Origin of the sequence: Streptomyces pratensis (assembly GCF_016804005.1) — a bacterium.
GTDB classification, from domain to species: domain Bacteria; phylum Actinomycetota; class Actinomycetes; order Streptomycetales; family Streptomycetaceae; genus Streptomyces; species Streptomyces pratensis_A.
In genome coordinates this window covers 5042571-5065790 of the sequence record NZ_CP051486.1, presented here as the reverse complement: position 1 = coordinate 5065790, position 23220 = coordinate 5042571, and the positions used below count along the sequence as shown (strand labels likewise).

General features: G+C 69.3%; 23 protein-coding genes. 10 read left to right on the top strand and 13 right to left on the bottom strand.

What is annotated here, in order from left to right; translation table 11 throughout:
- Positions 1–75: 75 nt before the first annotated feature.
- From HED23_RS20550 to HED23_RS20540, 3 genes are all read right to left on the bottom strand, one after another.
- Complete coding sequence (locus tag HED23_RS20550) at positions 76–1233, bottom strand: ROK family transcriptional regulator (RefSeq protein WP_203184863.1); 1158 nt, start codon at positions 1231–1233, stop codon at positions 76–78.
- Positions 1234–1532: 299 nt separating this feature from the next.
- A complete protein-coding gene (locus HED23_RS20545) occupies positions 1533–2183 on the bottom strand; it encodes a response regulator (RefSeq protein WP_203184862.1) in 651 nt (216 codons plus the stop codon).
- 4 nt (positions 2184–2187) lie between these two features.
- Positions 2188–3360, bottom strand: a complete 1173-nt coding sequence (locus HED23_RS20540; protein ID WP_203184861.1) for a sensor histidine kinase — start codon at positions 3358–3360, stop codon at positions 2188–2190.
- A gap of 107 nt (positions 3361–3467) precedes the next feature.
- Here HED23_RS20540 and HED23_RS20535 point away from each other — a divergent pair, with 107 nt between their 5' ends.
- The 3 genes from HED23_RS20535 to HED23_RS20525 all read left to right on the top strand — a co-directional run bounded on the left by HED23_RS20535 (position 3468) and on the right by HED23_RS20525 (position 5719).
- Positions 3468–4403, top strand: coding sequence for an ABC transporter ATP-binding protein (locus tag HED23_RS20535; protein WP_203184860.1), 936 nt, complete (start codon positions 3468–3470; stop codon positions 4401–4403).
- A gap of 5 nt (positions 4404–4408) precedes the next feature.
- Positions 4409–5152: an ABC transporter permease gene (locus HED23_RS20530; RefSeq protein ID WP_203184859.1), complete on the top strand. Its 744-nt coding sequence runs from the start codon at positions 4409–4411 to the stop codon at positions 5150–5152.
- Between the two features lie 129 nt (positions 5153–5281).
- The gene (locus HED23_RS20525) at positions 5282–5719 is read left to right on the top strand and encodes a hypothetical protein (RefSeq protein WP_203184858.1); all 438 of its coding nucleotides are present in this window, start codon (positions 5282–5284) and stop codon (positions 5717–5719) included.
- Between the two features lie 104 nt (positions 5720–5823).
- Here HED23_RS20525 and mug read toward each other — a convergent pair whose 3' ends face one another.
- From mug to HED23_RS20510, 3 genes are all read right to left on the bottom strand, one after another.
- Positions 5824–6372, bottom strand: coding sequence for a G/U mismatch-specific DNA glycosylase (mug, locus tag HED23_RS20520; RefSeq protein WP_203184857.1), 549 nt, complete (start codon positions 6370–6372; stop codon positions 5824–5826).
- A 25-nt stretch (positions 6373–6397) separates the two neighbouring features.
- The gene (gene purB / locus HED23_RS20515; protein WP_203184856.1) at positions 6398–7840 is read right to left on the bottom strand and encodes an adenylosuccinate lyase; all 1443 of its coding nucleotides are present in this window, start codon (positions 7838–7840) and stop codon (positions 6398–6400) included.
- 945 nt (positions 7841–8785) lie between these two features.
- Positions 8786–9382: an RNA polymerase sigma factor gene (locus HED23_RS20510; RefSeq protein ID WP_203184855.1), complete on the bottom strand. Its 597-nt coding sequence runs from the start codon at positions 9380–9382 to the stop codon at positions 8786–8788.
- Between the two features lie 116 nt (positions 9383–9498).
- Here HED23_RS20510 and HED23_RS20505 point away from each other — a divergent pair, with 116 nt between their 5' ends.
- Positions 9499–10527 (top strand): MerR family transcriptional regulator, encoded by a 1029-nt coding sequence (locus tag HED23_RS20505; protein WP_203184854.1) that lies wholly within the window; start codon positions 9499–9501, stop codon positions 10525–10527.
- 393 nt (positions 10528–10920) lie between these two features.
- Positions 10921–13053 (top strand): glycosyltransferase family 4 protein, encoded by a 2133-nt coding sequence (locus HED23_RS20500; protein WP_203184853.1) that lies wholly within the window; start codon positions 10921–10923, stop codon positions 13051–13053.
- A 72-nt stretch (positions 13054–13125) separates the two neighbouring features.
- Here the strand turns inward: HED23_RS20500 and HED23_RS20495 are convergent, their stop codons facing one another.
- Entirely contained in the window at positions 13126–14730 is a 1605-nt protein-coding gene (locus tag HED23_RS20495) for an SDR family oxidoreductase (protein ID WP_420803044.1), read from the bottom strand.
- Between the two features lie 319 nt (positions 14731–15049).
- On the opposite strand from HED23_RS20495, the gene HED23_RS20490 reads away from it, so the two are divergent.
- Positions 15050–15622 (top strand): DUF4383 domain-containing protein, encoded by a 573-nt coding sequence (locus tag HED23_RS20490; RefSeq protein WP_203184851.1) that lies wholly within the window; start codon positions 15050–15052, stop codon positions 15620–15622.
- A 39-nt stretch (positions 15623–15661) separates the two neighbouring features.
- Here HED23_RS20490 and HED23_RS20485 read toward each other — a convergent pair whose 3' ends face one another.
- Complete coding sequence (locus tag HED23_RS20485; protein ID WP_203184850.1) at positions 15662–16336, bottom strand: CBS domain-containing protein; 675 nt, start codon at positions 16334–16336, stop codon at positions 15662–15664.
- Positions 16337–16672: 336 nt separating this feature from the next.
- Here HED23_RS20485 and HED23_RS35360 point away from each other — a divergent pair, with 336 nt between their 5' ends.
- Together HED23_RS35360 and HED23_RS35355 are read left to right on the top strand one after the other, a co-directional pair.
- Positions 16673–16816, top strand: coding sequence for a hypothetical protein (locus tag HED23_RS35360; RefSeq protein WP_238442057.1), 144 nt, complete (start codon positions 16673–16675; stop codon positions 16814–16816).
- Positions 16817–17015: 199 nt separating this feature from the next.
- Positions 17016–17159 carry a hypothetical protein gene (locus tag HED23_RS35355; RefSeq protein WP_238442056.1) on the top strand — a complete coding sequence of 48 codons (144 nt, stop codon included), beginning with the start codon at positions 17016–17018 and terminating at the stop codon, positions 17157–17159.
- 21 nt (positions 17160–17180) lie between these two features.
- On the opposite strand, the gene HED23_RS20475 is transcribed toward HED23_RS35355, so the two are convergent.
- The 4 genes from HED23_RS20475 to HED23_RS20460 form a co-directional block, all read right to left on the bottom strand.
- Positions 17181–18017, bottom strand: coding sequence for an SGNH/GDSL hydrolase family protein (locus HED23_RS20475; protein ID WP_203184849.1), 837 nt, complete (start codon positions 18015–18017; stop codon positions 17181–17183).
- A 451-nt stretch (positions 18018–18468) separates the two neighbouring features.
- Positions 18469–19488: a hemolysin family protein gene (locus tag HED23_RS20470; protein ID WP_203184848.1), complete on the bottom strand. Its 1020-nt coding sequence runs from the start codon at positions 19486–19488 to the stop codon at positions 18469–18471.
- Positions 19485–20822, bottom strand: a complete 1338-nt coding sequence (locus HED23_RS20465; RefSeq protein WP_203184847.1) for a hemolysin family protein — start codon at positions 20820–20822, stop codon at positions 19485–19487. The genes HED23_RS20470 and HED23_RS20465 overlap by 4 nt, the downstream gene beginning before the upstream one ends.
- A gap of 208 nt (positions 20823–21030) precedes the next feature.
- Positions 21031–21450 (bottom strand): GNAT family N-acetyltransferase, encoded by a 420-nt coding sequence (locus HED23_RS20460; protein ID WP_203184846.1) that lies wholly within the window; start codon positions 21448–21450, stop codon positions 21031–21033.
- A gap of 461 nt (positions 21451–21911) precedes the next feature.
- On the opposite strand from HED23_RS20460, the gene HED23_RS20455 reads away from it, so the two are divergent.
- Together HED23_RS20455 and HED23_RS20450 are read left to right on the top strand one after the other, a co-directional pair.
- Entirely contained in the window at positions 21912–22139 is a 228-nt protein-coding gene (locus tag HED23_RS20455) for a hypothetical protein (RefSeq protein ID WP_014157595.1), read from the top strand.
- On the top strand, positions 22136–22507 hold the full coding sequence (locus HED23_RS20450) for a hypothetical protein (RefSeq protein ID WP_014157596.1): 372 nt from the start codon (positions 22136–22138) through the stop codon (positions 22505–22507). The genes HED23_RS20455 and HED23_RS20450 overlap by 4 nt, the downstream gene beginning before the upstream one ends.
- 10 nt (positions 22508–22517) lie before the next feature.
- On the opposite strand, the gene HED23_RS20445 is transcribed toward HED23_RS20450, so the two are convergent.
- Complete coding sequence (locus HED23_RS20445) at positions 22518–23213, bottom strand: class I SAM-dependent methyltransferase (RefSeq protein ID WP_203184845.1); 696 nt, start codon at positions 23211–23213, stop codon at positions 22518–22520.
- Between the last annotated feature and the right edge of the window lie 7 nt (positions 23214–23220).

Sequence of the window (23220 nt, the reverse complement as noted above, 5' to 3'; positions counted from 1 at the left end):
GCTCCGGCCCTGCGGCCAGGTCGCCACAGTCCAGCCGGCCAGGTCCGATCGTCCCCCTTGTACGGCCCGTCGCTCTCAGCGGCGGGCCGTCACCGTTCCTTCCACGGCGAAGAGCTGCTCCTCCACATGATCGAGTGCCAGCCGCAGCGCACCGGTCGCGACGGCTGCCTCGCCGAGGAGCGAAAGAGTCACACGAGGTGGGCGCAGACAGTAGCGCGCGAGCTCGTCGCGGAGCGGATCGAGCACGCCGTCCAGGCCGGCGGCCCACCCGCCGATCACCACCAGCTCCGGGTCCAGCGCCAACACCAAGGCGGCGACATCGTGCACCAGCCGTTGTATGAATCGCGCGACGGCGGCCTGGGCACCGGCGTCGCCCTCCCTGGCCTTGGTGAAGACTGCGGCGACGGCGCGCTCGTCCAGAGGGTCGAGCGGAGTGTCCGTCGTGGAGAGAAGGTGTTCCGGAGTGACATCACGGCCCAGGAGATGCAGCGCGCCGATCTCTCCGGCCGCACCGCCGAACCCCCGGTGCAGCCGTCCGCCGATCAACGATCCCGCGCCTGGGCTCAAGCCCGCCAGGACGAAGACGATGTCGTCGGACTCGATCGCCGCACCCTTCCAGTGTTCCGCCACGGCTGCGGCGTTGGCGTCGTTCTCCACCAGGACCGGGCATTTGAAAGAACGCCGCAGTCTCTCGCCGAGCGCGAGCCCCGTCCAGTCCGGCAGCGCCGTTCCCAGGCGCACGGTGCCGTCCGCCTCGACGATGCCGGGGCTGCCGACCCCGACCGCTCGCAAGCTGCTCCGTGCCACACCGGTGCGCCGCAGTACATCGGCGATCACAGCTCTGACCTGGTCGATCCTGTCGTCCGCGCACGCCGCCTCGGATACGTCGCGGGAGCCCGCGCCCACGATCCGGCCGTCGAGGCCGGACAGCAGGGCCGATACGCGGTGCGAGCCGATCTCGACACCCAGCAGATACCCGGCCTCGGCACGGAACCTGAATCGCCTGGCGGGGCGGCCCTGGCGCCTGGCCCCGCTGTCATCGGGCAGTGCCTCCACCACCAGGCCCGCCGCGAAGAGCCCTTCGACGACACCCTCGACGGTGGGACGCGAGAGACCTGTGATCCTCGTCAGATCCGTGAGTGTGGGCGAATCCGCCCCTCGCAGGGCGTGCAGCACCACCGCGGAATTGATCCTCCGCAGCAGAGACGGGTCACCACCGGTCAGCCGGCCCACCGTGTGTCCTCCCAGGTCGTGCGCATGTCTGCCGGATGGTACTCGCTGACCCAGACCGCGGCGACCAGCACCCGGAGAGAGCGGACCGGAACGGATCGCGACTTCGCGATCGTGGGTGTGTGGGGCGGCCCGAGGGGTTGCGGGCATGGGTGTGTGGAGCAGGCTTGAGGCGTTGGGTGCGTGGGCGTGTGTGGACGAGGCTCGAGATGTTGGGCGTGTGGTTGTGCGGGGCAGGCTTGAGGCGTTGCGGGCGTGGGCGTGCGTGAAGCAGGTCGCGGACTCGCCGACGGCGTCCTCGGTCAGCCTGGAGCCACGAAGCCGGACTCGTAGGCGGCGATCACCGCCTGTGTCCGATCCCTGGCCCCCAACTTGGCGAGTACCGCGCTGACATGTGTCTTCACCGTCTCCACGCCCACGATGAGCTCGGCGGCGATCTCCGCGTTGGACAGGCCCCGTGCCATCAGGCGGAGTACCGCCGCTTCACGGTCCGTGAGCGCCGCCCGGTCCATCGCGGCCCGCGCCTTGCTCGTCCCGTACTCCGCGGCGAGCTGCCGGACAGCTGCAGGGAACAGCAGTGACTCACCCTCCGCCACCAGTCGCACTGCGTGCACGATCTCTGCGGGCCGGGCACGCTTGAGCAGAAACCCGTCGGCGCCCGCCCTCAGTGCCTCGTAGACGTACTCGTCGTTCTCGAACGTCGTCACCACCAAGATCTTCGGCGGATCGGCGACGGTGCGCAGCACCGCACGGGTTGCCTCGATGCCGTCCATCAGGGGCATGCGCACGTCCATCGCCACGACTGCGGGACGAAGTCGGTTCACCAGAGGGATCACCGCCGCACCGTCGGCAGCCTCACCCACCACCTCGATGTCAGGCTGTGCTTCCAGGACCGCGCGCAGCCCCGCGCGCACCAAGGGCTCGTCATCGACGAGAAGAACGGTAACGGGCATCCGGTCAGCGTATGCGGTCCAGCGGAAGCGTCGCGTGCACCCTCCATTCCCCTTCGCGCGGGCCGGTTCTGGCCTTGCCGCCCAGAAGAGCGGCCCGCTCGCGTATACCCCGGAGCCCGCTGCCACCGCCCGAACCGCGCGGTGATCCCGGGAGGGGGTTGGCCACCTCCAGCTCCAGCCGCTCTTCCACCACGACGATCCTCACCCGTACGGGGACCGCGCCGGCGTGACGCAGCACATTCGTGAGCGACTCCTGCAGAATGCGGTAGCCCTCGCGGGACACGGGACCGGGCACCAACTCCAGCGGGCCGTCCATTTCCACGTCGATCCTCGCCCCGGAGCCACGCGCCGATTCCAGCAACCGGTCGGCCTCCGCCAGGGTCGGACGCCCGCTATTGGGAGCGTCCGACTCGCGCAACACCCCCAGGACGCGCTCCAGATCATCCAGTGCGTTGCGTCCCGTCTCCTCGATCGCAGCGAGTGCCCGCGCGGTGAACTCCGGGTTTCCCGCTGCTCTGGCAGCTCCTGCCTGTACCACCGCGACCGTCAGGGCATGCCCGATCGAATCGTGCAGTTCGCGTGCTATGCGGTTACGCTCCAGCAACTGTTCGGTGCGCTTCTCCAAAGCGGTCATCCGCTCGGTCGGCGACGGGCCCAGCAGCCCGCGCGCCGCTGCCGCTGCCAATTCACCGCACAGGACGATCAACCCGAGAAGTATCAGCACCGGCAGGGGTGCGAGCAGTGCGCACCACCAGCCGGGCGCGATACCGCCGGCCAGCCAGACATCGCTCGGACCCGTGCCGAACGAACCTCGTACGAGATCGACCGCCGTCGCCGACAGCCAGACCGTTGCGAAGCATGTCACTGTCGCGAGCGCGAGCCGCACCTCCAGCCAGGCGACTGTTCGCCACCGGGCTGCCCAAGTCGTGGCAGGACCCGTGGAGATCGCGGCGTCGGGGCGGCCACGCTGCTCGGGTGTGAGCAGCAGCTGCGCCTGAACCCCTTCGGCCAGACGCATCGCCGGCAGCAGCCCGACAGGTATCGCGAAGACGAATGGCATCCACGGCTTGCTGGGGGAGATGAAAAGCCACACGCTGCCTACGGCTGCCGGAATGAGCAGGTGCAGCCAGCGACAGTACGTGGCCGGCCTGGCCAGCATTGAGAAGAAGCGGCGCATGCCGCCATCGTGTCAGGGCGGAACGGGGAACGGCTCCCCCGAGAGAGGGAGACGAACCACTCGGGCGGGGGAGGCGGCCGACCGGGACCGAGGGCCAGGCTGAGGTCATGACCAGCATCGATGTGCATGAGCTCACCAAGGACTACGGAGCCACCCGCGCGGTGGACCACCTCACGTTCAGCGTGCGGCCCTGCCGGGTGACCGGCTTCCTCGGGCCCAACGGCGCGGGCAAGTCCACCACCATGCGCCTGGTCCTCGGTCTGGACCGGGTGACCGGCGGCTCCGCCACGATCGGTGGACAGCCCTACGCCTCTCTGGACAATCCGCTGCGCCGAGTCGGCGCGCTGCTCGACGCTCAGGCGGCACATGGCTCGCGCACCGCCCGCAATCACTTGCTCGCGCTCGCCACGAGCAACGGTATAGCCGTCACCAGGGTCGAAGAGGTGCTCGTGAAAGCCGGTCTCGGCCCGGTCGGTGGGCGGCGGATCAAGACCTTCTCCCTCGGAATGAGACAGCGGCTCGGTATCGCCGCTGCACTTCTGGGCGATCCGGAGGTTGTGATGCTGGACGAACCGTCGAACGGACTGGATCCGGAAGGCATCGTCTGGATCAGGGAGCTGATGCGGAAGCTGGCCGACGAAGGCCGTACGGTCCTGGTTTCCAGCCACCTGATGAATGAGACCTCTTCGTTCGCCGACCACCTGGTGGTCCTCGGTAAGGGCAGGCTCCTTGTCGACATGCCGATGCGCGAGTTCCTCGCTTCCCGCAGCCGGCCCGGTGTCCGGCTCCGTACGACCGAATCCACGCGGATGCGAGATGCGCTGATCCGTAAAGGGTACGAGCCGGTGCAGGGCGACGACGGGCGCTGGTCGGTCGACGGAGCCACGGCGGAGGAAATCGGGGCCCTGGCCGCCTTCGAGGGCATCCCGCTTCTCGAACTCATCGCTGAGCAGGCCACGCTGGAGGAGGCCTACTTGGATCTCACGGCGGCCGAGACGGAATTCGCCGCCGTCACGTCCTCCTCCATCGGTCAGGAGGCCTGATCGCCATGGCCATGTCGACGACTGCGGTGCTGCACTCCGAATGGATCAAAATCAAGTCGGTGCGGTCCGTTGCCGGTTCCCTCATAGCGGTCTTCGCCGCGACCATCTCCGTCACCGTGCTCGCCTCTTCCACAGTCGGGCAGGCAGAGGCGGATAATCCGGGTAAGGACCTGCTTTTCTCCGCGTTCTATGCGCTGAACTTCGGTCAGATCGCGGCCATCTGCTTCGGCGCGAGCGCTCTGTCGTCCGAGTTCCTGAACGGAGCCCTGCGGATTTCCTTCACGGCCGTCCCCAGTCGCAGCCTGTTCTACTTCGCCAAGATGGCGACGATCGGTGGGCTCGCCCTGGTCGTGGGGCTGATCACCAGCTTTGCCGCGTTTCTGGTGGGGCAATTGTTCATGGGCGAGTACACGATCGGTCTGGGGGAACCAGGTGCCCTGCGCGCAGCCTTCGGTGGTGGCCTGTACCTCGCTCTGATGGCCCTGCTCTCAGCGGGGCTGACCGCGGTATTGCGCAGCGCTGTCGCCGCACTGAGTCTGCTCATCCCCTTCATCCTGATCGTCTCCCTCGTGGTCGGCGAAATAGCAGGAGGCGCCGCACAGTATCTGCCTGACCAGGCAGGACAGTTGGTGCTCCGCAGCCAACACGAGGGAAGCCTGGGACCGTGGACGGGGCTGGCCGTCACTGCGGGGTGGGCGTCTGCCGCACTGGTCGCAGGCTGGTGGACCCTACGGAAGCGGGACGCCTGAGTCAGCCACTGCGGCCGAGCGGGGGCACGGCTCTGCTGCCCGCAGTTCGGGTGGCCGACATCCGCACTTCGGGAGGCTGGGTAGTGCCTGGCGGGGCCATGTGTCAGTGCCAGCAGGTTTACTGACGGTATGACCACCGCACATCACCTCCGCCTCATCGACGGGATGCGCATCAAAGACTTCCCCACGGCGCGCGTTCCGTCGGGCTCGGGAGTCAGCGGACCTGGATACCACACGGCACTCCTCCTGAGCGAGGACGGGCACGAGGAAGGAGACGGGGCGGACCAGCTGGAACGCCGAGTGCAGTGTCTGGCGGAACACGACGCGCTGCTCACGCTGCTCACCCTGCGCTGGGGCGAACCACAGGTCGTCAGCCTGTGGAGTGCGCAGGAACGGATGATGGCGGGGGAGGCGATAGCGGAACCCTGGGCCGAACCAGTGGCGGGATGCGAGTATCTGCAACTATGGCGTGCGGAAGGACGGTGGATTGCCGTGGTGCTCTACCAGGAGGATGACGGGCCGGCCTGCGAGTTGGGAGTCCTGGTCACCGTGGTCGACCCGCCCTGAGAGGCAAGAGAGTCCGCTTATGCGGCGCCCCGGCCACAGTAATCCCGCAGCAGTCCTCCAGCAGGGCCACATCAGCTCCTGCGGGATCGGGGGAGGAGAGCTGCCTAGCCGGAGGATTTCCGGCCGACCGCCGCCGACAGGCGGGCGTACTCGTCCGCCATGGTGCTGACCGTCCAGTGCGCGTTCAGGCCGCTCGGGTTGGGCAACGCCCAGACACGCGCACCGCCGACGGTCCGCTCCTGAGGGCCGATCCGCGCACCGCGATCGCCGAAGGCGGTGCGATAAGCGGTGACGCCGACGACCGCCAGCCACAGAGGGGCCAGCTCTTCCACCTTGGCCGACAGCAATCTGCCGCCCTCACGGAATTCTTCCGCGTCGAGCTCGTCCGCCCGAGCCGTGGCTCTGGCCACCACATTGGTGATGCCCAGGCCGAATCCGAGCAGCTGGTCCTGCTCCGACGGCTTCAGCTGCCTGAGGGTGAACCCTGACCGGTGCAGCACGGGCCAGAACCGATTACCCGGGTGGGCGAAGTGGTGACCCGTGGCGGCAGTCATGAGGCTCGGGTTGATGCCGCAGAACAGTACACGCAGACCACCCGCGACCACGTCGGGTACGACGCGGTCGCGGGCGGCGAGCAGCTCTTCGGGGGTCACATGGCCGAAGGTACGCGGCCGACCGTCAGAGGATCGAGCCGGGGGCGTACGCGGCGGCTTCCGGGTGCTGCTTTGTGATCTCCTCGATCCTCGACACCAGGGCGGTGACCTGGTCGCCCGCCGCGCCGGTGAACGACAGCTTGTCCGCCATCAGGTCATCGAGCTCACCGCGGCCGAGCGGGATCCGCTCGTCCGCGGCCAGCTTGTCCAGCAGCTCGTTGCGCTCCGCGCCCTGCTCCCGCATGGCAAGAGCCGAGGCAACAGCGTTCTCCTTGATCGCCTCGTGCGCGACCTCGCGTCCGACTCCGGCCCGCACCGCACCCATCAGCACCTTGGTCGTGGCGAGGAAGGGGAGGTAGCGGTCGAGCTCACGCGCCACGACCGCGGGGAACGCACCGAACTCGTCGAGCACGGTGAGGAAGGTCTCGAGCAGACCGTCGAATGCGAAGAAGGCATCCGGCAGAGCGACACGGCGGACCACGGAGCAGGACACATCGCCCTCGTTCCACTGGTCGCCCGCCAGCTCACCCGTCATCGACGCGTAGCCGCGCAGGATCACCATCAGGCCGTTGACGCGCTCGCAGGAGCGGGTGTTCATCTTGTGCGGCATCGCCGAGGAGCCGACCTGGCCGGGCTTGAAGCCCTCGGTCACCAGCTCGTGTCCGGCCATCAGCCTGATGGTCTTGGCGACCGAAGAGGGTGCGGCGGCCAGCTGCACCAGTGCGGTCACGACGTCGTAGTCGAGGGAACGGGGGTAGACCTGACCGACGGAGGTGAAGGCGTGCGCGAAGCCGAGGTGCCCTGCGATGCGCTGCTCCAGGTCGGCGAGCTTGCCCGCGTCTCCGCCGAGCAGGTCCAGCATGTCCTGCGCCGTACCGACGGGCCCCTTGATGCCCCGTAGCGGGTAGCGGCCCAGCAGGTCCTCCAGCCGCCCGTACGCCACCAGCAGCTCGTCCGCGGCGGTGGCGAAGCGCTTGCCGAGCGTCGTCGCCTGCGCGGCGACGTTGTGTGAGCGGCCCGCGATGACCAGTTCGCCGTACTCCGCCGCGAGCTTGCCGAGTCGCGCCAGGACCGCCACCGTACGGTCGCGCATCAGCTCCAGCGAGAGGCGGATCTGCAGTTGCTCGACGTTCTCGGTGAGGTCCCGGGAGGTCATGCCCTTGTGCACCTGCTCGTGGCCGGCGAGAGCGTTGAACTCCTCGATCCGAGCCTTCACGTCGTGCCGGGTGACCTTCTCGCGCTCGGCGATCGATGCGAGGTCGACCTGGTCGATCACACGCTCGTAGTCGGCCAGCGCCGCGTCGGGCACCTCGATCCCGAGGTCCTTCTGAGCGCGCAGCACCGCCAGCCACAGCTGACGTTCCAGCTTCACCTTCTGCTCGGGGGACCAGAGGACGGCCAGCTCCGTAGAGGCATAGCGGCCGGCCAGGACATTGGGGATGCGAGGCTTCGCAGACACAGCAGTCACGTGTCCCGAGTTTACCGGGCGTCCATATGACTTCCGAACCGTCTGCCTTATGTAGGAAGCTCCAGGTCAAGCACTATCTGTCGCTCAGGTTGCCTCGGGTGTGCGAGATGGACACCAGGGAACTGGTTCGAGTACTTGTTCGACAGAAGGTCCCTGTCCAAGCGCGCGAGGAGCGGTGGTGCCTCGATGGGGCTGGTCATGTGCGGCGGGTCCACACTGACGCCTTCCGAGTGGGACAGACCTCAGCGGGGTCGGTGCCGTCATGGTGCAGGGCGCCACGTATGTGCTCACCTTTGCTGCGTGACACGTCCTCTGAGCTCTCGTACCCGGCGGACCTGTCACCGGCGCGCGTCGCATCCGCGGACACCTGAGCCGAAACCGCGTGCGGTCCTGCGGGTCGGACTGCCGTTCCTGAGCGGCATCGAACCGGAGTGAACCGGAGTGAATCGGAGTGCGCCGACCGGTTCCCGGTCCACCTCGCACCCGGCCCGCCCATCTCCTGGGCGACGAGGGGTGCAACCGCCGGCTCGTCCCCTGCCTGCGAAGACGCGGCACGCCAGAGATCCTTCTCGAAGGCCGGGGCCAGCAGGGGTTGCTGCCACCATGAGGCGCAACGGCGGTGCCTCCACCTTCTGCCAGGGAGCGCTACGAACCCCAGGTCGCAAAGGGCTCCGAGGCCACACCCCGCTACTGGCCGTCGAGAGGATCTTCTGCTGGTCTCAACGGGGTCGTCGTCCCGCCCACGACCACGAGCCCCACCATCGCCCGTCATGTGCCTGCGCGATCTCGGTCCGCCGCCGGGCGCGGTCGCCTTCGCTGCGCTTCGGGTGTCCCGGGGTTCGCGGCAGGTGTCGGCGCTGAGTGCGGCGAACGCTACCTCGGCTCGCCTTCGGACGAGGCGGAGCAGGGCTCGGGTGGTGTCGATGGTCCTATGCGTCGATGGTTCTATGTCACGTACTCGTCAGTTCGACCATCGATTTCCTCACGCAGTTGGTGCAGGCCCCGCCGTGCATGGCTCTTGACGGTGCCCAGAGGCATCCCGGTGAAGTCGGAGATCTGAGCCTGGGTCAGGTCCGCCCAGAAGGTCAGGCACAGGACCTGGCGTTGGTGATCCGGGAGACGTGACAGCGCCTCGACCAGGAGTACGCGGTCCAGCACGTCATCAGGTTCCTGCCGGAGCCCGTGCGCGTCGACGGCGTCGCCCATCGAGTCGATCAGGCTCAGCCTCCTGTTCCGGGCTGCCAGAGCATCGATGATCTTCCTGCGTGCGATACCGATCAGCCAGGCCCCGAAAGAACCTCGGTCCGGACGGAAGCCTGCTCGCCCACGCCAGGCGCCGAGGAAGACCTGCTGGGTCACGTCCTCCGCTTCGTGCGTGTCGCCCAGCGAGCGGGTCGCCATCGCGTGGACGATTGCACCCCAATGCCGGTACACGGCCGCGAACGCCTCCTCCGTGAGACGCCGGCCGAAATCCAGTCGATCCTCGGCCCGGTTCCGTACAGGGGGTGGTGAGGGATCGTCGGATCGCGTGCACGTGCTCATGCCTGTTCCTCCCGGCATCCAGGGCTCGGTGTCGAGCGGGCCGAGACCGCTGCGTGACCGGCGACGCGAGCCGCCTGGCCTCAGCAATTTTCGGGAGCAGGAGTGATGCACACAACATGCGTCGATTGTGCGTCGTATGCTGCGGTGTGGCATCGGGCAGCGGTTGGGAAGAGGGCGGCGACGCCCTGCGCGACGGTGGCCTGACCACCGGTGAGGTGGCGAGGCGTCTCGGGGTCGCCCCCACCACGATCCGGTCGTGGGACCGTCGCTACGGGCTCGGTCCCCGTACACGTGCCGATGGCCGACACCGCCGCTGGACCGCAATCGATCTCGCGCGCCTGCGGAGCATGTGTGCCCTGACCGGGGCCGGACTGCCGCCCGCGGAGGCCGCCAGGCTGGTGCTCGAGGACTCCAAGCCCCTCGTGCTCCCGTCGCAGTCCGAGACTCACCCCATATCACCACCGGCCGCGAGCGGGCGAAGTCGTGCCGGCAGTGGCCTTCGGCTGGGCGGCGTACGTCAGGAATGCAAGGGAATGGCCCGCGCAGCCCTGCGTCTCGACACAGCCGCCCTGGACGAGCTGCTTGGTGCGGCGATCAGGGAATACGGTCTGGTCGACGCCTGGACGGAGCTGATCATGCCGACGCTGCAGGCGGTCGGCCGCAAGTGGGAGGCTTCGGGTGATAGGTATGTCGAGGTCGAGCACTTCTTGTCCTGGCACGTCTCCGGAGCACTGCGACGCCATGCTCCACCGACCGCTCCGGGTCCGCGCGGCGCCACCACGATCCTTGCCTGTGTTCCGGGGGAGAATCACACGCTGGCCCTGGAGGCGCTCACCGCTGTACTGACCGAACGCGGTCTGCTCGTCCGGATGTTCGGGGCCGCGCTGCCTGTCGAGTCGCTCGTCGCCGCGGTGCGGAGAACGGGGCCGGTAGCGGTCGGACTGTGGGCGCAGTCCCGCAGCACTGCGAGTGCGCCGCTCGCCAGGCACGTCGCCGCGATCGAGTGGGGTGCGCGGGGCGCCCGCATGAAGCCGGTCGTGTTCGCCCTCGGCCCTGGCTGGGCAGGACAGAGCTCGCGGGGCCTTCCGCATCCACCTGGGCTTGCCGAGGCCGTCAGAGCTTTGGAGTCACTCGTGGCCAGGTAGCAGTCCGCCGGGCGTCTGAGCTGAGAGTGGCGGCTCGTTCCGCGAGGGCGGTTGTCCCCGCGCCGGGCGGTTTCCATTGCCCAGGCACCCCGCAACTGCGGCCCTGTGCGCACGCACCACGGCGTCGTCATCGGCCTCGTCCGCCGGGCGCTTGGCCGGTCCCGCCGGACTGCTCCGGCCGGCCCGAGGCCGAGGCCGAGGACGAGGACGAGGACGGGGACGAGCCCGAGAACGGGAACAGGGGATGGGCCCGAGCACGGGGACCTCGGACGGCAGCAGCTGCGATGGCCGTCGAAGCGCGCAACGCAGGTCCGAAACACCGGGCGGCCGATGTGCATCCGAACGAGGGGCGGAGAGCGAATCATGGTTATGGTCCCTCGACAGGAGATGTCTGTGTCCTTCGTTTCCGATCTGTCCGCCCCGCTCGTCCGCAGGGTACGGAATCCGCTGGTGGACGCCCGGACCGCCTTCTTCGCGGGCCACGGTTGGAAGGGGGCGCACACAGGACGAGGGCAGAGCGAGCCCGCGTACGCGGAGCGCCTGCTGGAGGCGGAGTTCGGGCACTCGTCCACGATCGTGTCACCGGCAGCAGGGCTTCGCCTCGGCGGGATCGAGGCAGGTTCCGCTCCCGGCCCGGCCGGGAGCGCTGCCCGGCTGAGCCGGTCCGACCATCTGACGGCCTCCCTGCGCCGGGCGTGCCGGCTGGCCGTGCCGGTTGCCCCCGAAATCCTGCTCGCCTACCGGAACGCCGGCCTGAGGGGCGGCGCCGTGGTGTCCGAGATGTGGCCGGGATCGGTCTGTCGCTACGGCTCACGGCACGCGGAATCGGCGCTCAGGGCACTGTTGACCCGCCCCGACATCGACGGACCGTCCACGGCACTGCTGTTCGACCTGGCCACGGCCGCGGCGCTGCGGCCTCTCAGCCCCGTTGAGACGGCTGAGCTCGCTGCGAACTGCGGCAGCCGGGCCGGGCGGCACGCCGCGTTGCGCCACCTGCACGCTCTGCCTGGAGGGGCTCCGTTCCTGCCCGGCCCCGACAGCGCGGCGGACGGTTACGAACGGCTGCTGCTCACGCCTCCGCACCCTCACATCACCTCACCCGTGGGAGAGGGGGTGGTCGTGGCCCAGGCAATGCTTCTCGGTGACCTGGAAACGCCCGGCCGAGGGCCGAGCGGCGGCCTCGGAGTCCTCGTCGGCGGCCTGGGGGACCATCTGGCCGGCCTCGACGAGATCGCGTCGGTGGTCACGGTGGTCCTGGCGGCGCGCGATGCAATGACCGATGACGGACGGACCTTGTACGAGCGGGTACCCGGGCACTGGATCGTGCGTCTGCCGGTGGACTCACGCGGACTTCCGGATTCTTCGCAGATGCATCTCCACCGGCCCGCGCTCGCCTGGTGGGCGGAGCGGCTGTTGGGCGCCCTTCCTCGTCGGCCCCAGGTGATGCACGTGCGCTGCGCGGACGACGGCAGCCTCGCTCTGGCCGAGGCGGCCGAGCGCCTCGGAGCGCACGTGGTGTTCACCGCCACCCCCGATCCGCACCGGGAGGCCGCGACCCGGCTGGCCTCCTGGCAAACGGACCACCAACTGGCCGAGATCGGGAAACTGCGCGGTGACCTGCACCGCATCTTTGTCGGGGACCGCCTGGTGGAGCGTGCCGACACCGTGATCGGTGCCGGGCGCTTCGGCCGGGACGAGTTGGTGCATCACTTTCCCCAACTGGCCAAGATGAACGGAGGGTCCGGGCCGGTCGCCCTCGCGGAGGGGATCGCCCCCTACCGGCCCGGAGAGGACGAGCAGCGCCGCCGGCGCGACCTGCTTTCCACTCTGTTCGCGCGTGCGGACCGGGAGGACTCCCTGGGGGCGGAGGACAGAAATCTGCCTCTGTTCCTGTGCGTCGGCCGCATGCACGCGGCCAAGCAGCAGGACACGCTCGTACGCGCCTGGATCACGTCCGGCTTGTGCATGCGGTCGACCTTGGTCCTCGTAGGCGGCTCGCCGGCCATGGAGAACGAACACGAGCGGGACATGCGGCACCGTATCCGGGAGGCGCTGGACGGCCATCCGAAGGCTGCCTCCCGGCTGGCCGTTCTGCCCGCACTGCCCAACCGAACGGTGCGGTGCTTCCAGCACGCCTTGGCAGACCCGGACCATGGAGTCCTCGCGGCGTGGTACGTGTGTCCGAGTTCCGAGGAGGAGTTCGGGCTCGCGTTGCTCGAGGCGATGGAGGCAGGCATGCCCACCGCCGGCCCCGGGCGGGGCGGTCTGCTCCAGTACCTCCATGACGGCGTCAGCGGAGTCGTCCTGGACACCTCCTCCGAGGAGAGACTCTCCCAAGGACTGCTCCGCATGATCACCCTTCCCGCAGCTGACCGCCGTCGGCTCGCCGCCGTGGGAAGGGACGTGGTGACCAGCCGGTATTCGATCGCGGCGACGGCCGAGTCCCTGCTCGACGCCTATGGGGTCGGAGGCCGTGGCCGCCGGGCCAGGGGCGTGCCCGGCGGCCGGGACGACGTCGCGCGGTGACGCGCCGTTCCGAGCCGCGACGGTCCGGCCGGGCACCCGTCAAGCCCCACGGGTCGTTGTCCGGCATTCACGTCACGGGCGGTTCCGTGACCTTGCTTGAGCCGGGCGGTTCCGTGACCTTGCGTGAGCGCGCCTCCGGCGGCCGGTGCGGGCTTCGTTCGCCGGCGCGCACATGCCCTTCGCGGCGGCCTGTGTGATGTTCCGGGCCTTCCCTGCGAAGACGACCGAGTGGAACGGGGAGATGATCCACCAGTAGACGTGGCCCAGCAGGCCGCGCGGGTGGAAGACGGCACGCCGGCGGTAGCGGGTCACTCGCCCGTCGCACCTCTCGGCGTACGTCTCCAGCCAGGCGAGGCCGGGCAGCCGCATCTCGACGCGCAGCCGCAGCAGATGGCCCGGTCCGATCTCCTCGACAAGCCAGAAGTCCAGTGAGTCGCCCACACGCAGGTGCTCGGCATCCCGGCGTCGGCGACGCAGTCCTACGCCGCCGACCAGGCGGTCCAACCAGCCCCGGACCGCCCAGGCGAGCAGGAAGGAGTACCAGCCGTTGCCGCCGCCGACAGCCTCGACGACCTTCCACAGCGACTCCCGGGGCGTGCCCACCGGGAGTTGCCGCTCGTCCTGGTGAAGGCTGCCGCCGGCCCATCCAGGATCGGTGGGCAGGGGGTCGCCGGGTGCCGCCGGCACAGCGGCGGATGACCAGCGTGTGGTGTGCTCGGCCTCCCGGACACGGCGCAGAGCGAGATCCAGTGCCTTGTCGAACGGCAGTGGCCGGCCCGGGGGGTCCGGGGCATAGAGAGCGATGTCGTGCTCGTCGCAGACGACCTCGTGACGCAGGGACTCGGTCAGCGGCCGGGCGACGGAAGCGGGCACGGGGGTGACGAGACCGATCCAGTGACTGGACAGCCTCGGAGTGAGGAGCGGTACCGGCACGATGAGCCGACGTCTTAGCCCGGCGACTCGGGCGTACCTGCGCATCATCTCCTGGTAAGTGAGAACGTCCGGCCCGCCGATGTCGAACGCGCGGTCCACATGTGCCGGCATTGTGGCTGAGCCGACCAGGTAGTGGAGTACGTCGCGGACCCCGATGGGCTGGGTGCGAGTGCTCACCCAGCTCGGAGTCAACATGACCGGCAGGCGTTCGGTGAGGTGGCGCACCATCTCGAACGAGGCCGATCCCGAGCCGACGACCACCGCTGCCCTGAGCACCGTGGCAGGAACGGGTGCCTCCAGGAAGATGCGGCCCACCTCGGCACGGGAACGCAGGTGCGGCGACAGATCGCGCTCCGGGATCCCGTTCGGAGTGAGTCCGCCGAGATACACGATCCGCCGCACCCCTGCGGCCTGTGCCTGCTCGGCGAAGATCCGTGCCGCTCGGCGATCGGTGTCCTCGAAACCGGAACCGGTGCCGAGAGCGTGCACCAGGTAGTAGGCCACGTCGATTCCGCGCAAGCTCGCAGCGACGGCTGCGGCGTCGGTGACATCTCCGCCGACCGACTCGACCTCCCCGGCCCAAGGGTGGTCGCGTAGCTTTTCGGGGGAACGGGCCAGGCACCGAACCGTGTGGCCCGCTTTGAGCAACTCAGGCACAAGACGACCGCCGATGTACCCGGACGCGCCTGCGACCAGGCAATTCAGTCGCTCCGGCGTCTTCTGTCCGTCGGTGTTCACGAACACTTCACCTCCCGCTCGGCCCCGACCCGTGCGGCGAGGTGTCCCGTCGCGGTGCCGCTGTGTGACGGGACCGGGACCACGGGTGTTGCTTCCGTCGCCGCGTGATGCATGGGTGTCTCCTGCTGTGTGCTCATCCTGTACCCCCGCCCCCACACCCAGTTCTGGCGGGAGGAGGCTGTCGGATGCACGGCGTCGTCACAACGGCCCGGTCGGGCGTACTCGAGGTCCGCCAACCCCCTTCGCCCGGACCGGGCGAGGGGGCTTACGGGTGACATGTCGGCATGTCGGCATCCGTACGGGCAGGACCGACAGAAGGAAGGACATGAAGCTTCGAGACGAACTTCCCCTCGATCACCACCTGGCGACCGTCTACCGCTACGGAGCCGCTGTCTGCGGCCTCATCCTGCTCGCCTTCGCCGTCCTGGGCTTCGCCGATGCCCTCACCCCCTTCGACACGGCCGGGGACACAGTCGCGGGCATGACCACCAACACGACGCTCAGCGTCATCTCCACGGTGGTGGGACTGGCCCTGCTCGTCGGGGCCGTCATCGGAGGCAACTTCGCCTCCACCCTCAACATGACGGTCGGAGGGCTCTTCGTCCTGAGCGGCTTCGTCCACATCTTCGTGCTGGACCGAACTGTCAACATCCTCGATTTCGGCATGGCCAACGTGATGTTCAGCTTCGTCATGGGCCTGGTCATCGCGACGTTCGGCATGTACGGCAGGGTTACCAGCCGCTTGTCCCACGAGAACCCCTACTGGCGACGCAGGCACCCTGAGCAGACAGGGCGCGCGGCGGCTTCGGTCCGTCACCCGGGCGGGGGAACCGGCCCGGCCGTGCTGCCCGCCGGACGCACACCCGGCGTCACCGGCCGGGAGCCCGGCCAGGGATGAGGTGTTCGGAGGAGTCCACGGAGCCGCTGTGGCCCACACTCATGACCGCTTCTCCTGTGACGCGTGAGCGGAGGCTTCTTCTTCCTCTCCTGCCGTGACCGGAGCGAGGCCGGACCGGACGTCCTCCGAAGGAGCCCCGTGTGAGAGACGGTCGACGACGTCCACCACACCGTCGACGCTCTGGCACAGACGCAGGAGCACCGCCACGGTGTCATGGCTCTGCACGGTGCCGCTCAGAGTGACAAGCCCCTCGGACACCTCCACGTTCAGCGAGGAAGGACTGAGCCGAAGTGTCCGGGTCACCACCTCTTCGAGAATCTCTTCCTGGATCGCGCGGTCCCGGCGCAGGAAGACCTGGACGAGATCGCTGCGGCTCAGGACGCCGACCAGGCAGCCCTCGTAGTCGATCACGGGCAGCCGTTTGACCCGCTGCTCCTCCATCACCCGAGCCGCGTGCACCACGTTCCACCCGGGCTCAGCGGTGACGGCAGGGTGGCTCATCAGTGCGCCGGCGTCCCGTGCGCCGCCCGCAGAGCGGTTTCGCAGGAGGTCGGCTTCGGAGACGACGCCGACCGGACGCCCCCGGTCGTCCACGACAGGCACAGCGGTGACGTCGGACTCACTGAGCAGACGGGCGATTTCCTTGAATGTGGTGCCGCGCTGGACGCTGATGACCGACGGCGTCATCAGGTCGGCGACGGTGAGATGTCCCATCGTTCGACCCCTACAGGCATGACTGGAAGCGTGGGTGAGTCATGCTTCCCTCGGCCTCCGGACAGAGCACGCTCCCTCTGTGCAACTTTCGCCCCGTCGAGAAGGTTCCGGTGTGCCGTTCGGACGTCGAGAACGGGCGACCGCAGAGCTCCGGGTGTGCCCTGATCCGCGGGGTGTGTCGTAGGAGCCCCGCAGCGGCATGGCGGGGCAGGACCGCCGGCAGAGCGTCGAGGGTGTTCGCGCGGGGTCCTGCAGAATCACCATCGAGCGCCTTCCGGAGCAGGAGGCACCACTCATCGGCGTACGTCTCGAGATCCACGCCCCGCCTCGGCGCAGTTGCAGGAACTCGCCGAAGAGGTCCGCCACCGCGTTCTGGTTGCCGCCGACACCGCTTTGGGACTGGCTCTGAACGGCATCGACATCCGGATCACCGACCTGCTCGACGTGACTGACGGACCCGAGGGAGGGGGGAGCCGGTGACCGGTACGGCGCACACGGCGCTCATGGAGGCAATGGCCCGAGCGGTGCTTGGCGTGGAGGGCGTCGCCTTCCTCAAGCCGGGAGTGGCACAACAGGTGCGCTCCGCACTGTCCGGCACGAGGCAGGCCGACGCGGCGCGCATCTCCGGGCTGAGGGTCAGCCGGAGCGGCGGGGGCGGGAACGCCCGTGGGACATCGATGTGCATATCGTGGTGCTGGGCGAGGCGCGGGCCGTCGACGTCGCCAGAGGTACGCGTAAGGCGGTCGCGGCATGTCTGTCGGGGATGTTCCCCAGGGAGGCCGCATCGGCACGCATCACCGTGACGGTGACGGGCCTGCTCTGAGAGGCCCTGTGAGAGCGGCGGTCAGCCGTCCATCCGACGCCAGCCCGTCACCGGTCCGGGGGTGGCCACGTCCTCGGGAGAGATCCAGAACGCCTTCCCAGACTCCGCGTCGAACTGTGCACCGGCCCGGCCGTCGCCGGACGAGCGCCCGGTCAGGCGCCGCCCGATCCAAGGCATCAGATGCTGCCGGGCGAACCGGACGTCGTCGATCCGCCGCTGCGCCCACCGCGCGGGCGCGGACACGGGCATCGGGGTCTGCCAGTCACTCTCCGCGGGCAGCCCGAGCGTCTGCCACACCGCCTCCGCGACCCTGCGGTGCCCCTCGGCCGTCAGATGCAGTCGGTCGACGTCCCACATCCGCTGATCGCCCAGCGACGGCGCGCCGTACAGGTCGGCCACCAGCGCTCCGTGGCGCTCGGCCAGGTCGCCGACCAGCGAGAACAGCTCCTCCATACGCGGACGGAAGCGTTCCATCACCGGACCGTTGCGGCCGGGGCTACGCATGAGCACCAGGGTCTTGCAGGACGGCGCGAGGAGCTCCACCGCCTCCTCCAGCCGGCCGCGGACCATGCCCATGTCGCACTTCGGCCGCAGGGTGTCGTTGAGCCCGCCGACGAGCGTGATCACATCCGGCTGCAGGGCTGCGGCGACCGGGACCTGCTCGTCCACGATCTGGCCGATGAGCTTTCCCCGTACGGCGAGATTGGCATACCGGAACCCCGGAGTGCGGGCCGCGAGACGGGCCGCGAGGACGTCGGCCCAGCCGCGGTACGAACCGTCGGGCAGCCGATCCGACATGCCCTCGGTGAAGGAGTCGCCGACCGCGACGAGACTGGTGTAGGAGGCATTCAATTCCATGGCGCCGTCGATCGTACCGCGACGGCGGCCCGCTGCCGAGGGCAGTCGAAGCGACGGCAACGCGGGACCAGAGGGCTGCTGGAACACGGAGGAGGGACGCGGCGGGTCGGTCCCACGTGGCGGAGGAGGGGCGCGGCGGGTCGGTCCCACGTGGCGGAGGAGGGGCGCGGCGTGGCGGCCTGACGTGGCGGAGGAGGGGCGCGGCGTGGCGGCCTGACGTGGCGGAGGAGGGGCGCGGCGTGGCGGCCTGACGTGGCGGAGGAGGGGCGCGGCGTGGCGGCCTGACGTGGCGGAGGAGGGGCGCGGCGTGGCGGCCTGACGTGGCGGAGGAGGGGCGCGGCGTGGCGGCCTGACGTGGCGGAGGAGGGACGCGGCGTGGCGGCCTGACGTGGCGGAGGAGGGGCGCGGCGGTGGCCACGCACCTCCTCCTGGCCCTCACCCGACGGCGAGGTCAGCGGGCCTGTGGCCTCCCCACCAGCTCACGCAGCACGTCCTCCATCGTGATCATGCCCGCCAGCCTGCCGTCCTCGTCGAGTACGGCCGCCAGATGCGTACGGCTGCGCCGCAGTGCGGTCAGCACGTCGTCCAGCGGTGTCGCCGCACGCACCCGGGCGATCGGCCGCAGGGCCGAAACCGGGAACGGCACATCCCGCGGCGCCGCGTCCAGGGCGTCCTTCACGTGGAGGTATCCGATGATGCGCTGCTCGCTGTCCATCACCGGGAAGCGGGAGAAGCCGGACTCGTGCGAAAGCCTTTCCAACTCCTCCGGGGTCGTGCCCACCCTCGTGTACAGCACCCTGTCGACCGGAAGCAGTACGTCCTGGACAGGTCGGCGGCCCAGTTCCAGCGCGTGGCGCAGCCGGTCCGCCGAGCGGTCGTCGACGAGCCCGGAGTCCTCGGCGTCCTTGACGAGACGTGCCAGTTCGTCGTCGGAGAAGGTTGCGGAGACCTCGTCCTTGGTCTCCACCCGCAGCAGTTTGAGCAGGGTGTTCGCGAAGGCGTTGATAGCGAAGATCACCGGCTTCAGTGCCCTGGCGAGGGTCACCAGGGGCGGTCCGAGCAGCAGCGCCGTGCGAGCGGGCTCGGCCAGCGCGATGTTCTTGGGCACCATCTCGCCCAGCAGCATGTGCAGATACGTCGCCACGGCCAGGGCGATGACGAACGAGATCGGGTGCACCAGCCCGTGCGGCACTCCCACCGAGTCGAAGACGGGCTCCAGCAGATGGGCGATGGCCGGCTCGGCGACGATACCCAGCACCAGTGTGCAGAGCGTGATGCCCAGCTGAGCCGCCGCGAGGAGTGCCGACACGTGCTCGAGACCCCAGATGACGCTGCGGGCCCGCTTGTCCCCGGCTTCGGCCTCGGGCTCGATCTGGCTGCGGCGTACGGAGATCAGGGCGAACTCCGCGCCGACGAAGAAGGCGTTGACGACCAGGGTCAGCAGGCCGATGAAGAGCTGTACGGCGGTCATCGTCCGTCCTCCGCCGGCTCGTCGCTGCCGGGCAGCGGTGCGTGCAGCAGCGCACGAGCGGCGCGATGCCCCGAAGCGTCCACCACGTCGATACGCCAGCCCGTGAGTTCGACGGTGTCGCCGACCACCGGAATGCGGCCGACCTCCGTGGCCACCAGCCCGGCCAGTGTTTCGTAGGGTCCGTCCGGCACCCGCAGCCCGATGGTGCGGAGCTGGTCCGTGCGGGCCGCTCCGTCGGCGGACCACAGTGTGCGTCCGTCCGCGTCCTCACCGGCGGCTGCCAGGTCGGGGGTCTCGTGCGGGTCGTGCTCGTCCCGTACCTCGCCGACGACTTCCTCCACGATGTCCTCCAGCGTCACGACTCCCGCCGTGCCCCCGTACTCGTCGATGACGACCGCCATGGCCAGTTTTCCGGAGAGCCTGTCCAGCAGGCGGTCGACGGTGAGTGTCTCCGGCACCAGCAGCGGTTCGCGCAGCATGTCCGACACCCGCTTACGGGGCCGCTGGTCCGCCGGAATCGCCAGCACGTCCTTGATGTGCGCGACGCCGACGACCGTGTCGAGACTGCCTCGGTAGACGGGAAACCTGGAGAGGCCCGTCGCGCGGGTGGCGTTCGCGACGTCCTCTGCGGTCGCCTGCACCTCGAGGGCGGTGACCTGGACGCGGGGGGTCATCACGTTCTCAGCGGTCAGTTCGGACAGGTTGAGGGTGCGCACGAAGAGTTCGGCGGTGTCCGCCTCCAGTGCGCCCTCCTTCGCGGAATGACGCGCCAGGGCCACCAGCTCCTGCGGGCTGCGGGCCGATGCCAGCTCCTCGGCCGGCTCCAGGCCGAAACGCCGCACGATCCGGTTCGCGGTGTTGTTGAGGTGACTGATGAAGGGCCGGAAGACCGCAGTGAAGGCGCGCTGAGGCGCGGCGACAGTCCGGGCGACGGCGAGGGGGGACGAGATCGCCCAGTTCTTCGGGACGAGTTCGCCGACCACCATCAGGACGACGGTGGACAGTGCGGTGCCGATCACGAGTGCCAGCGAGGAGGACACGCCGGGCGACAGCCCGGTCGCTTCCACCGGCCCTCGGATCAGCTTGGCGATGGACGGCTCGGAGAGCATGCCCACGACCAGGTTGGTGACGGTGATACCGAGCTGAGCGCCGGAGAGCTGGTAGGTGAGGCTGCGCACGGCCTTGAGCGCTCCCGCCGCACCCCGGTCCCCACGCTCGACGGCCCGCTCGAGTTCGCCGCGCTCCACGGTGGTCAGAGAGAACTCGGCCGCCACGAACACGCCGCAGGCGAGGGAGAGCAGTACCGCCACGAGGAGCAGGAGCACTTCGGTCATCGGTTCACCTCCGTCCCATGATCGGGCAGGGTCAGAAGGTTTGCGCGATGTCGGCGGTATCTACTACTGGGGGGCTCGCCCATGGGCGGACGCTCACACCTTTCGAAAGGGTCGGACGGTCGACGATCCATAGTAAAGGATCGGCAAAATACCCTGTCCGGTAGACGGTTTACTGCTGGTCACGGGCCATCGGCGGCGCCGGTCATGGTCACAGAGACTTGATCCAGCGCCGCCAGTGGTCCTCGCGATGGTAGCCAGCCGCGCTCCATGTCCGATGTGCCCGTTCGTTCGACTCCAGGACCATGGCATCGATCCGCCGCCCGCCCAGGGCGGCGAATCGTCGTTCCGCGGCCTCCATGAGCGCGGTGGCGATCCCTTGCCGGCGGCAGTCGGGGTGCACTGCGAGCCGGTACGCGGAGCACCGCCATCCGTCGAAACCGGCTATGACGGTCCCGGTGATCCGGCCGTCGCGTTCGGCGAGGATCAGGGCCTCGGGGTCCCGCAGGATCAGCTGTGCCACTCCGTCGTGGTCGTCGGTGACGCTGGTGCCCTCCGCTGCCTCGCGCCAGAACCGCAGCACGGCGTCGATGTCCGGCAGCGCGGCGAGGCGGATATCAAGATCAGTCATGGTCCGAGCCAATCAGAACGATCGAGGGGAAGGCGAGCACTTTCGTGGGCCCCGACGGTGTCCCGCTCCGTGGCAGGCCGCCCCGACGGCGGCCCGGATCCGCAGCAGGCGGCGACGAGACCCCTCGCCCCGTAGCCAGGCCGCCCCGACGGCGGCCGGAGCCCGTGGCGGCCGCCAGGCCGCGCATCCGGAGCGGACGGTGGGAGTGCGCCTCCCGTGGCGGGCCGCCGGGCTGCCTGGCCGCACGCCCGGAGAGCGGTCGAAATGGTGCAGCACCCTGGCTCGGAACATCGGAACATCGGAACATCCGAGAACCCCACGATGAATCACCGCCCGCCCGCCTCCGTACGCCCTCGCTCGCCTCCGTGCGCCCCCGCTCGCCGCTCGTTCGACCCGGGTTCTGCCGGTGTGCCGCACCGCTCCCCTTGCGAGTGCTAGCGCACAGGCGCTAGCGTGATGCCGTGCCCAAGACACAGCTGAACGTCCGAGTGGACGAGGCCACCGCCGAGGCGGCGCGGCAGCGCGCCCTGCAGCGGGGGATGAGCGTGAACCGCTACATAGAGGAACTCGTCAAGCAGGATGCGGGCGAGGTCGGACATACCTTCGTCGAGGCCGCAGCCGACTTCATGAAGCAGTACGAGTCGGTGTTCGCCGAGGAGTTCGGCCCGGAGCGCGAAGGCACCCGTTGAACCTGCAGATCGACCTTTCCTGGCTGCTCATGGTCGCCGAACACAAGACGCCCGGCGATCCGCAGGTGGTCGACTGGGGTGCACTCGTCGCCGCCGTCAGCCGGCACGAAGCGGAGATCTTCGGCAGCCCCGTCTACAGCGACCCGCATTCCCGGGCGGCCGCCCTGCTGCAGCTGCTCCTCCATGTGCCCGCGCTCGAGCATTCCAACGCGATGTTCGCCTCCGCCGTCGCCTACGGCTACCTGGTCGCCTCAGGGCTGAAGGTCATCACCTCTCCCGAACAGGTGCGTGACCTGGCCAGGCTGGTGAAGGAGGGCAAAGCAGACGTCCGGGCCATCGCCGACGAGCTGCGGCGGTGGAGCCTGTGACCTGAGCTCCTCAGCCCGCCCGCTCCGACCGGTCCACCACGACGGACCGGCGGGCCACGCCGATCACACACGAGGAAGGCGGCAGCTGGACACCCTTGTCCGGAATGCGGAAGCGTCGGTACACCCCCAGCTCGAAGCCGGCCTCCTCGATGGCCGCGACCGTGTCCCGCGCCGTGTGACATCCCCCGAAAAGCAGCGGCCAGAAGGTGCGGTCCACCGCCCGCTGGGCCGTCGACAGCGCACGGCCGGGGGCCAGGGTGTGTTCGAAGAAGCGCAGCTCACCGCCTGGCCTGAGCACCCGCTTGATCTCCGCAAGTGCCCGGGGCAGGTCGCGCACCGTGCACAGGACAAGTGATGCCACCGCCGCGTCGAACGCCTCGCTCTTGACCGGCAGAGCCTCGGCCGTGCCCGGCACAACATCGACCGGCACCTCCGCGCGCAGCCCCGCACCCGCCGCCAGCTGCCTCAGGCTGCGCTCCGGCTCGATCGCCACCACTTCGGACACGGCCCCCGGGTAGTGCGTGAAGTTGAGACCGTTTCCCGCGCCGATCTCGATGACGCGGCCGGAAAGGCCGGTGAGGAGCTCGTCGCGATGCGCCGCCAGACCCCCCTTGATGTCGGCGGTCACGCTCATCCGGGCGTAGAAGCGGGCGAATACCGGGTGGTGCACCGCGTCCCGGGGGACAGGTGTGCTGCGCCGACGCATGATCGGG

Bases quoted from the DNA above. Each gene is read 5' to 3' on its own strand.
- HED23_RS20475 (WP_203184849.1), bottom strand. From the start codon at position 18,017: ATGGAATTGAATGCCTCCTACACCAGTCTCGTCGCGGTCGGCGACTCC.
- HED23_RS20540 (WP_203184861.1), bottom strand. From the start codon at position 3,360: ATGCGCCGCTTCTTCTCAATGCTGGCCAGGCCGGCCACGTACTGTCGC.
- HED23_RS20490 (WP_203184851.1), top strand. From the start codon at position 15,050: ATGAAGCTTCGAGACGAACTTCCCCTCGATCACCACCTGGCGACCGTC.
- HED23_RS20460 (WP_203184846.1), bottom strand. From the start codon at position 21,450: ATGACTGATCTTGATATCCGCCTCGCCGCGCTGCCGGACATCGACGCC.
- HED23_RS20485 (WP_203184850.1), bottom strand. From the start codon at position 16,336: ATGGGACATCTCACCGTCGCCGACCTGATGACGCCGTCGGTCATCAGC.
- HED23_RS20530 (WP_203184859.1), top strand. From the start codon at position 4,409: ATGGCCATGTCGACGACTGCGGTGCTGCACTCCGAATGGATCAAAATC.
- HED23_RS20465 (WP_203184847.1), bottom strand. From the start codon at position 20,822: ATGACCGAAGTGCTCCTGCTCCTCGTGGCGGTACTGCTCTCCCTCGCC.
- HED23_RS20525 (WP_203184858.1), top strand. From the start codon at position 5,282: ATGACCACCGCACATCACCTCCGCCTCATCGACGGGATGCGCATCAAA.
- HED23_RS20545 (WP_203184862.1), bottom strand. From the start codon at position 2,183: ATGCCCGTTACCGTTCTTCTCGTCGATGACGAGCCCTTGGTGCGCGCG.
- HED23_RS20510 (WP_203184855.1), bottom strand. From the start codon at position 9,382: ATGAGCACGTGCACGCGATCCGACGATCCCTCACCACCCCCTGTACGG.
- HED23_RS20445 (WP_203184845.1), bottom strand. From the start codon at position 23,213: ATGCGTCGGCGCAGCACACCTGTCCCCCGGGACGCGGTGCACCACCCG.
- HED23_RS20535 (WP_203184860.1), top strand. From the start codon at position 3,468: ATGACCAGCATCGATGTGCATGAGCTCACCAAGGACTACGGAGCCACC.
- HED23_RS20505 (WP_203184854.1), top strand. From the start codon at position 9,499: ATGCGTCGATTGTGCGTCGTATGCTGCGGTGTGGCATCGGGCAGCGGT.
- HED23_RS20470 (WP_203184848.1), bottom strand. From the start codon at position 19,488: ATGACCGCCGTACAGCTCTTCATCGGCCTGCTGACCCTGGTCGTCAAC.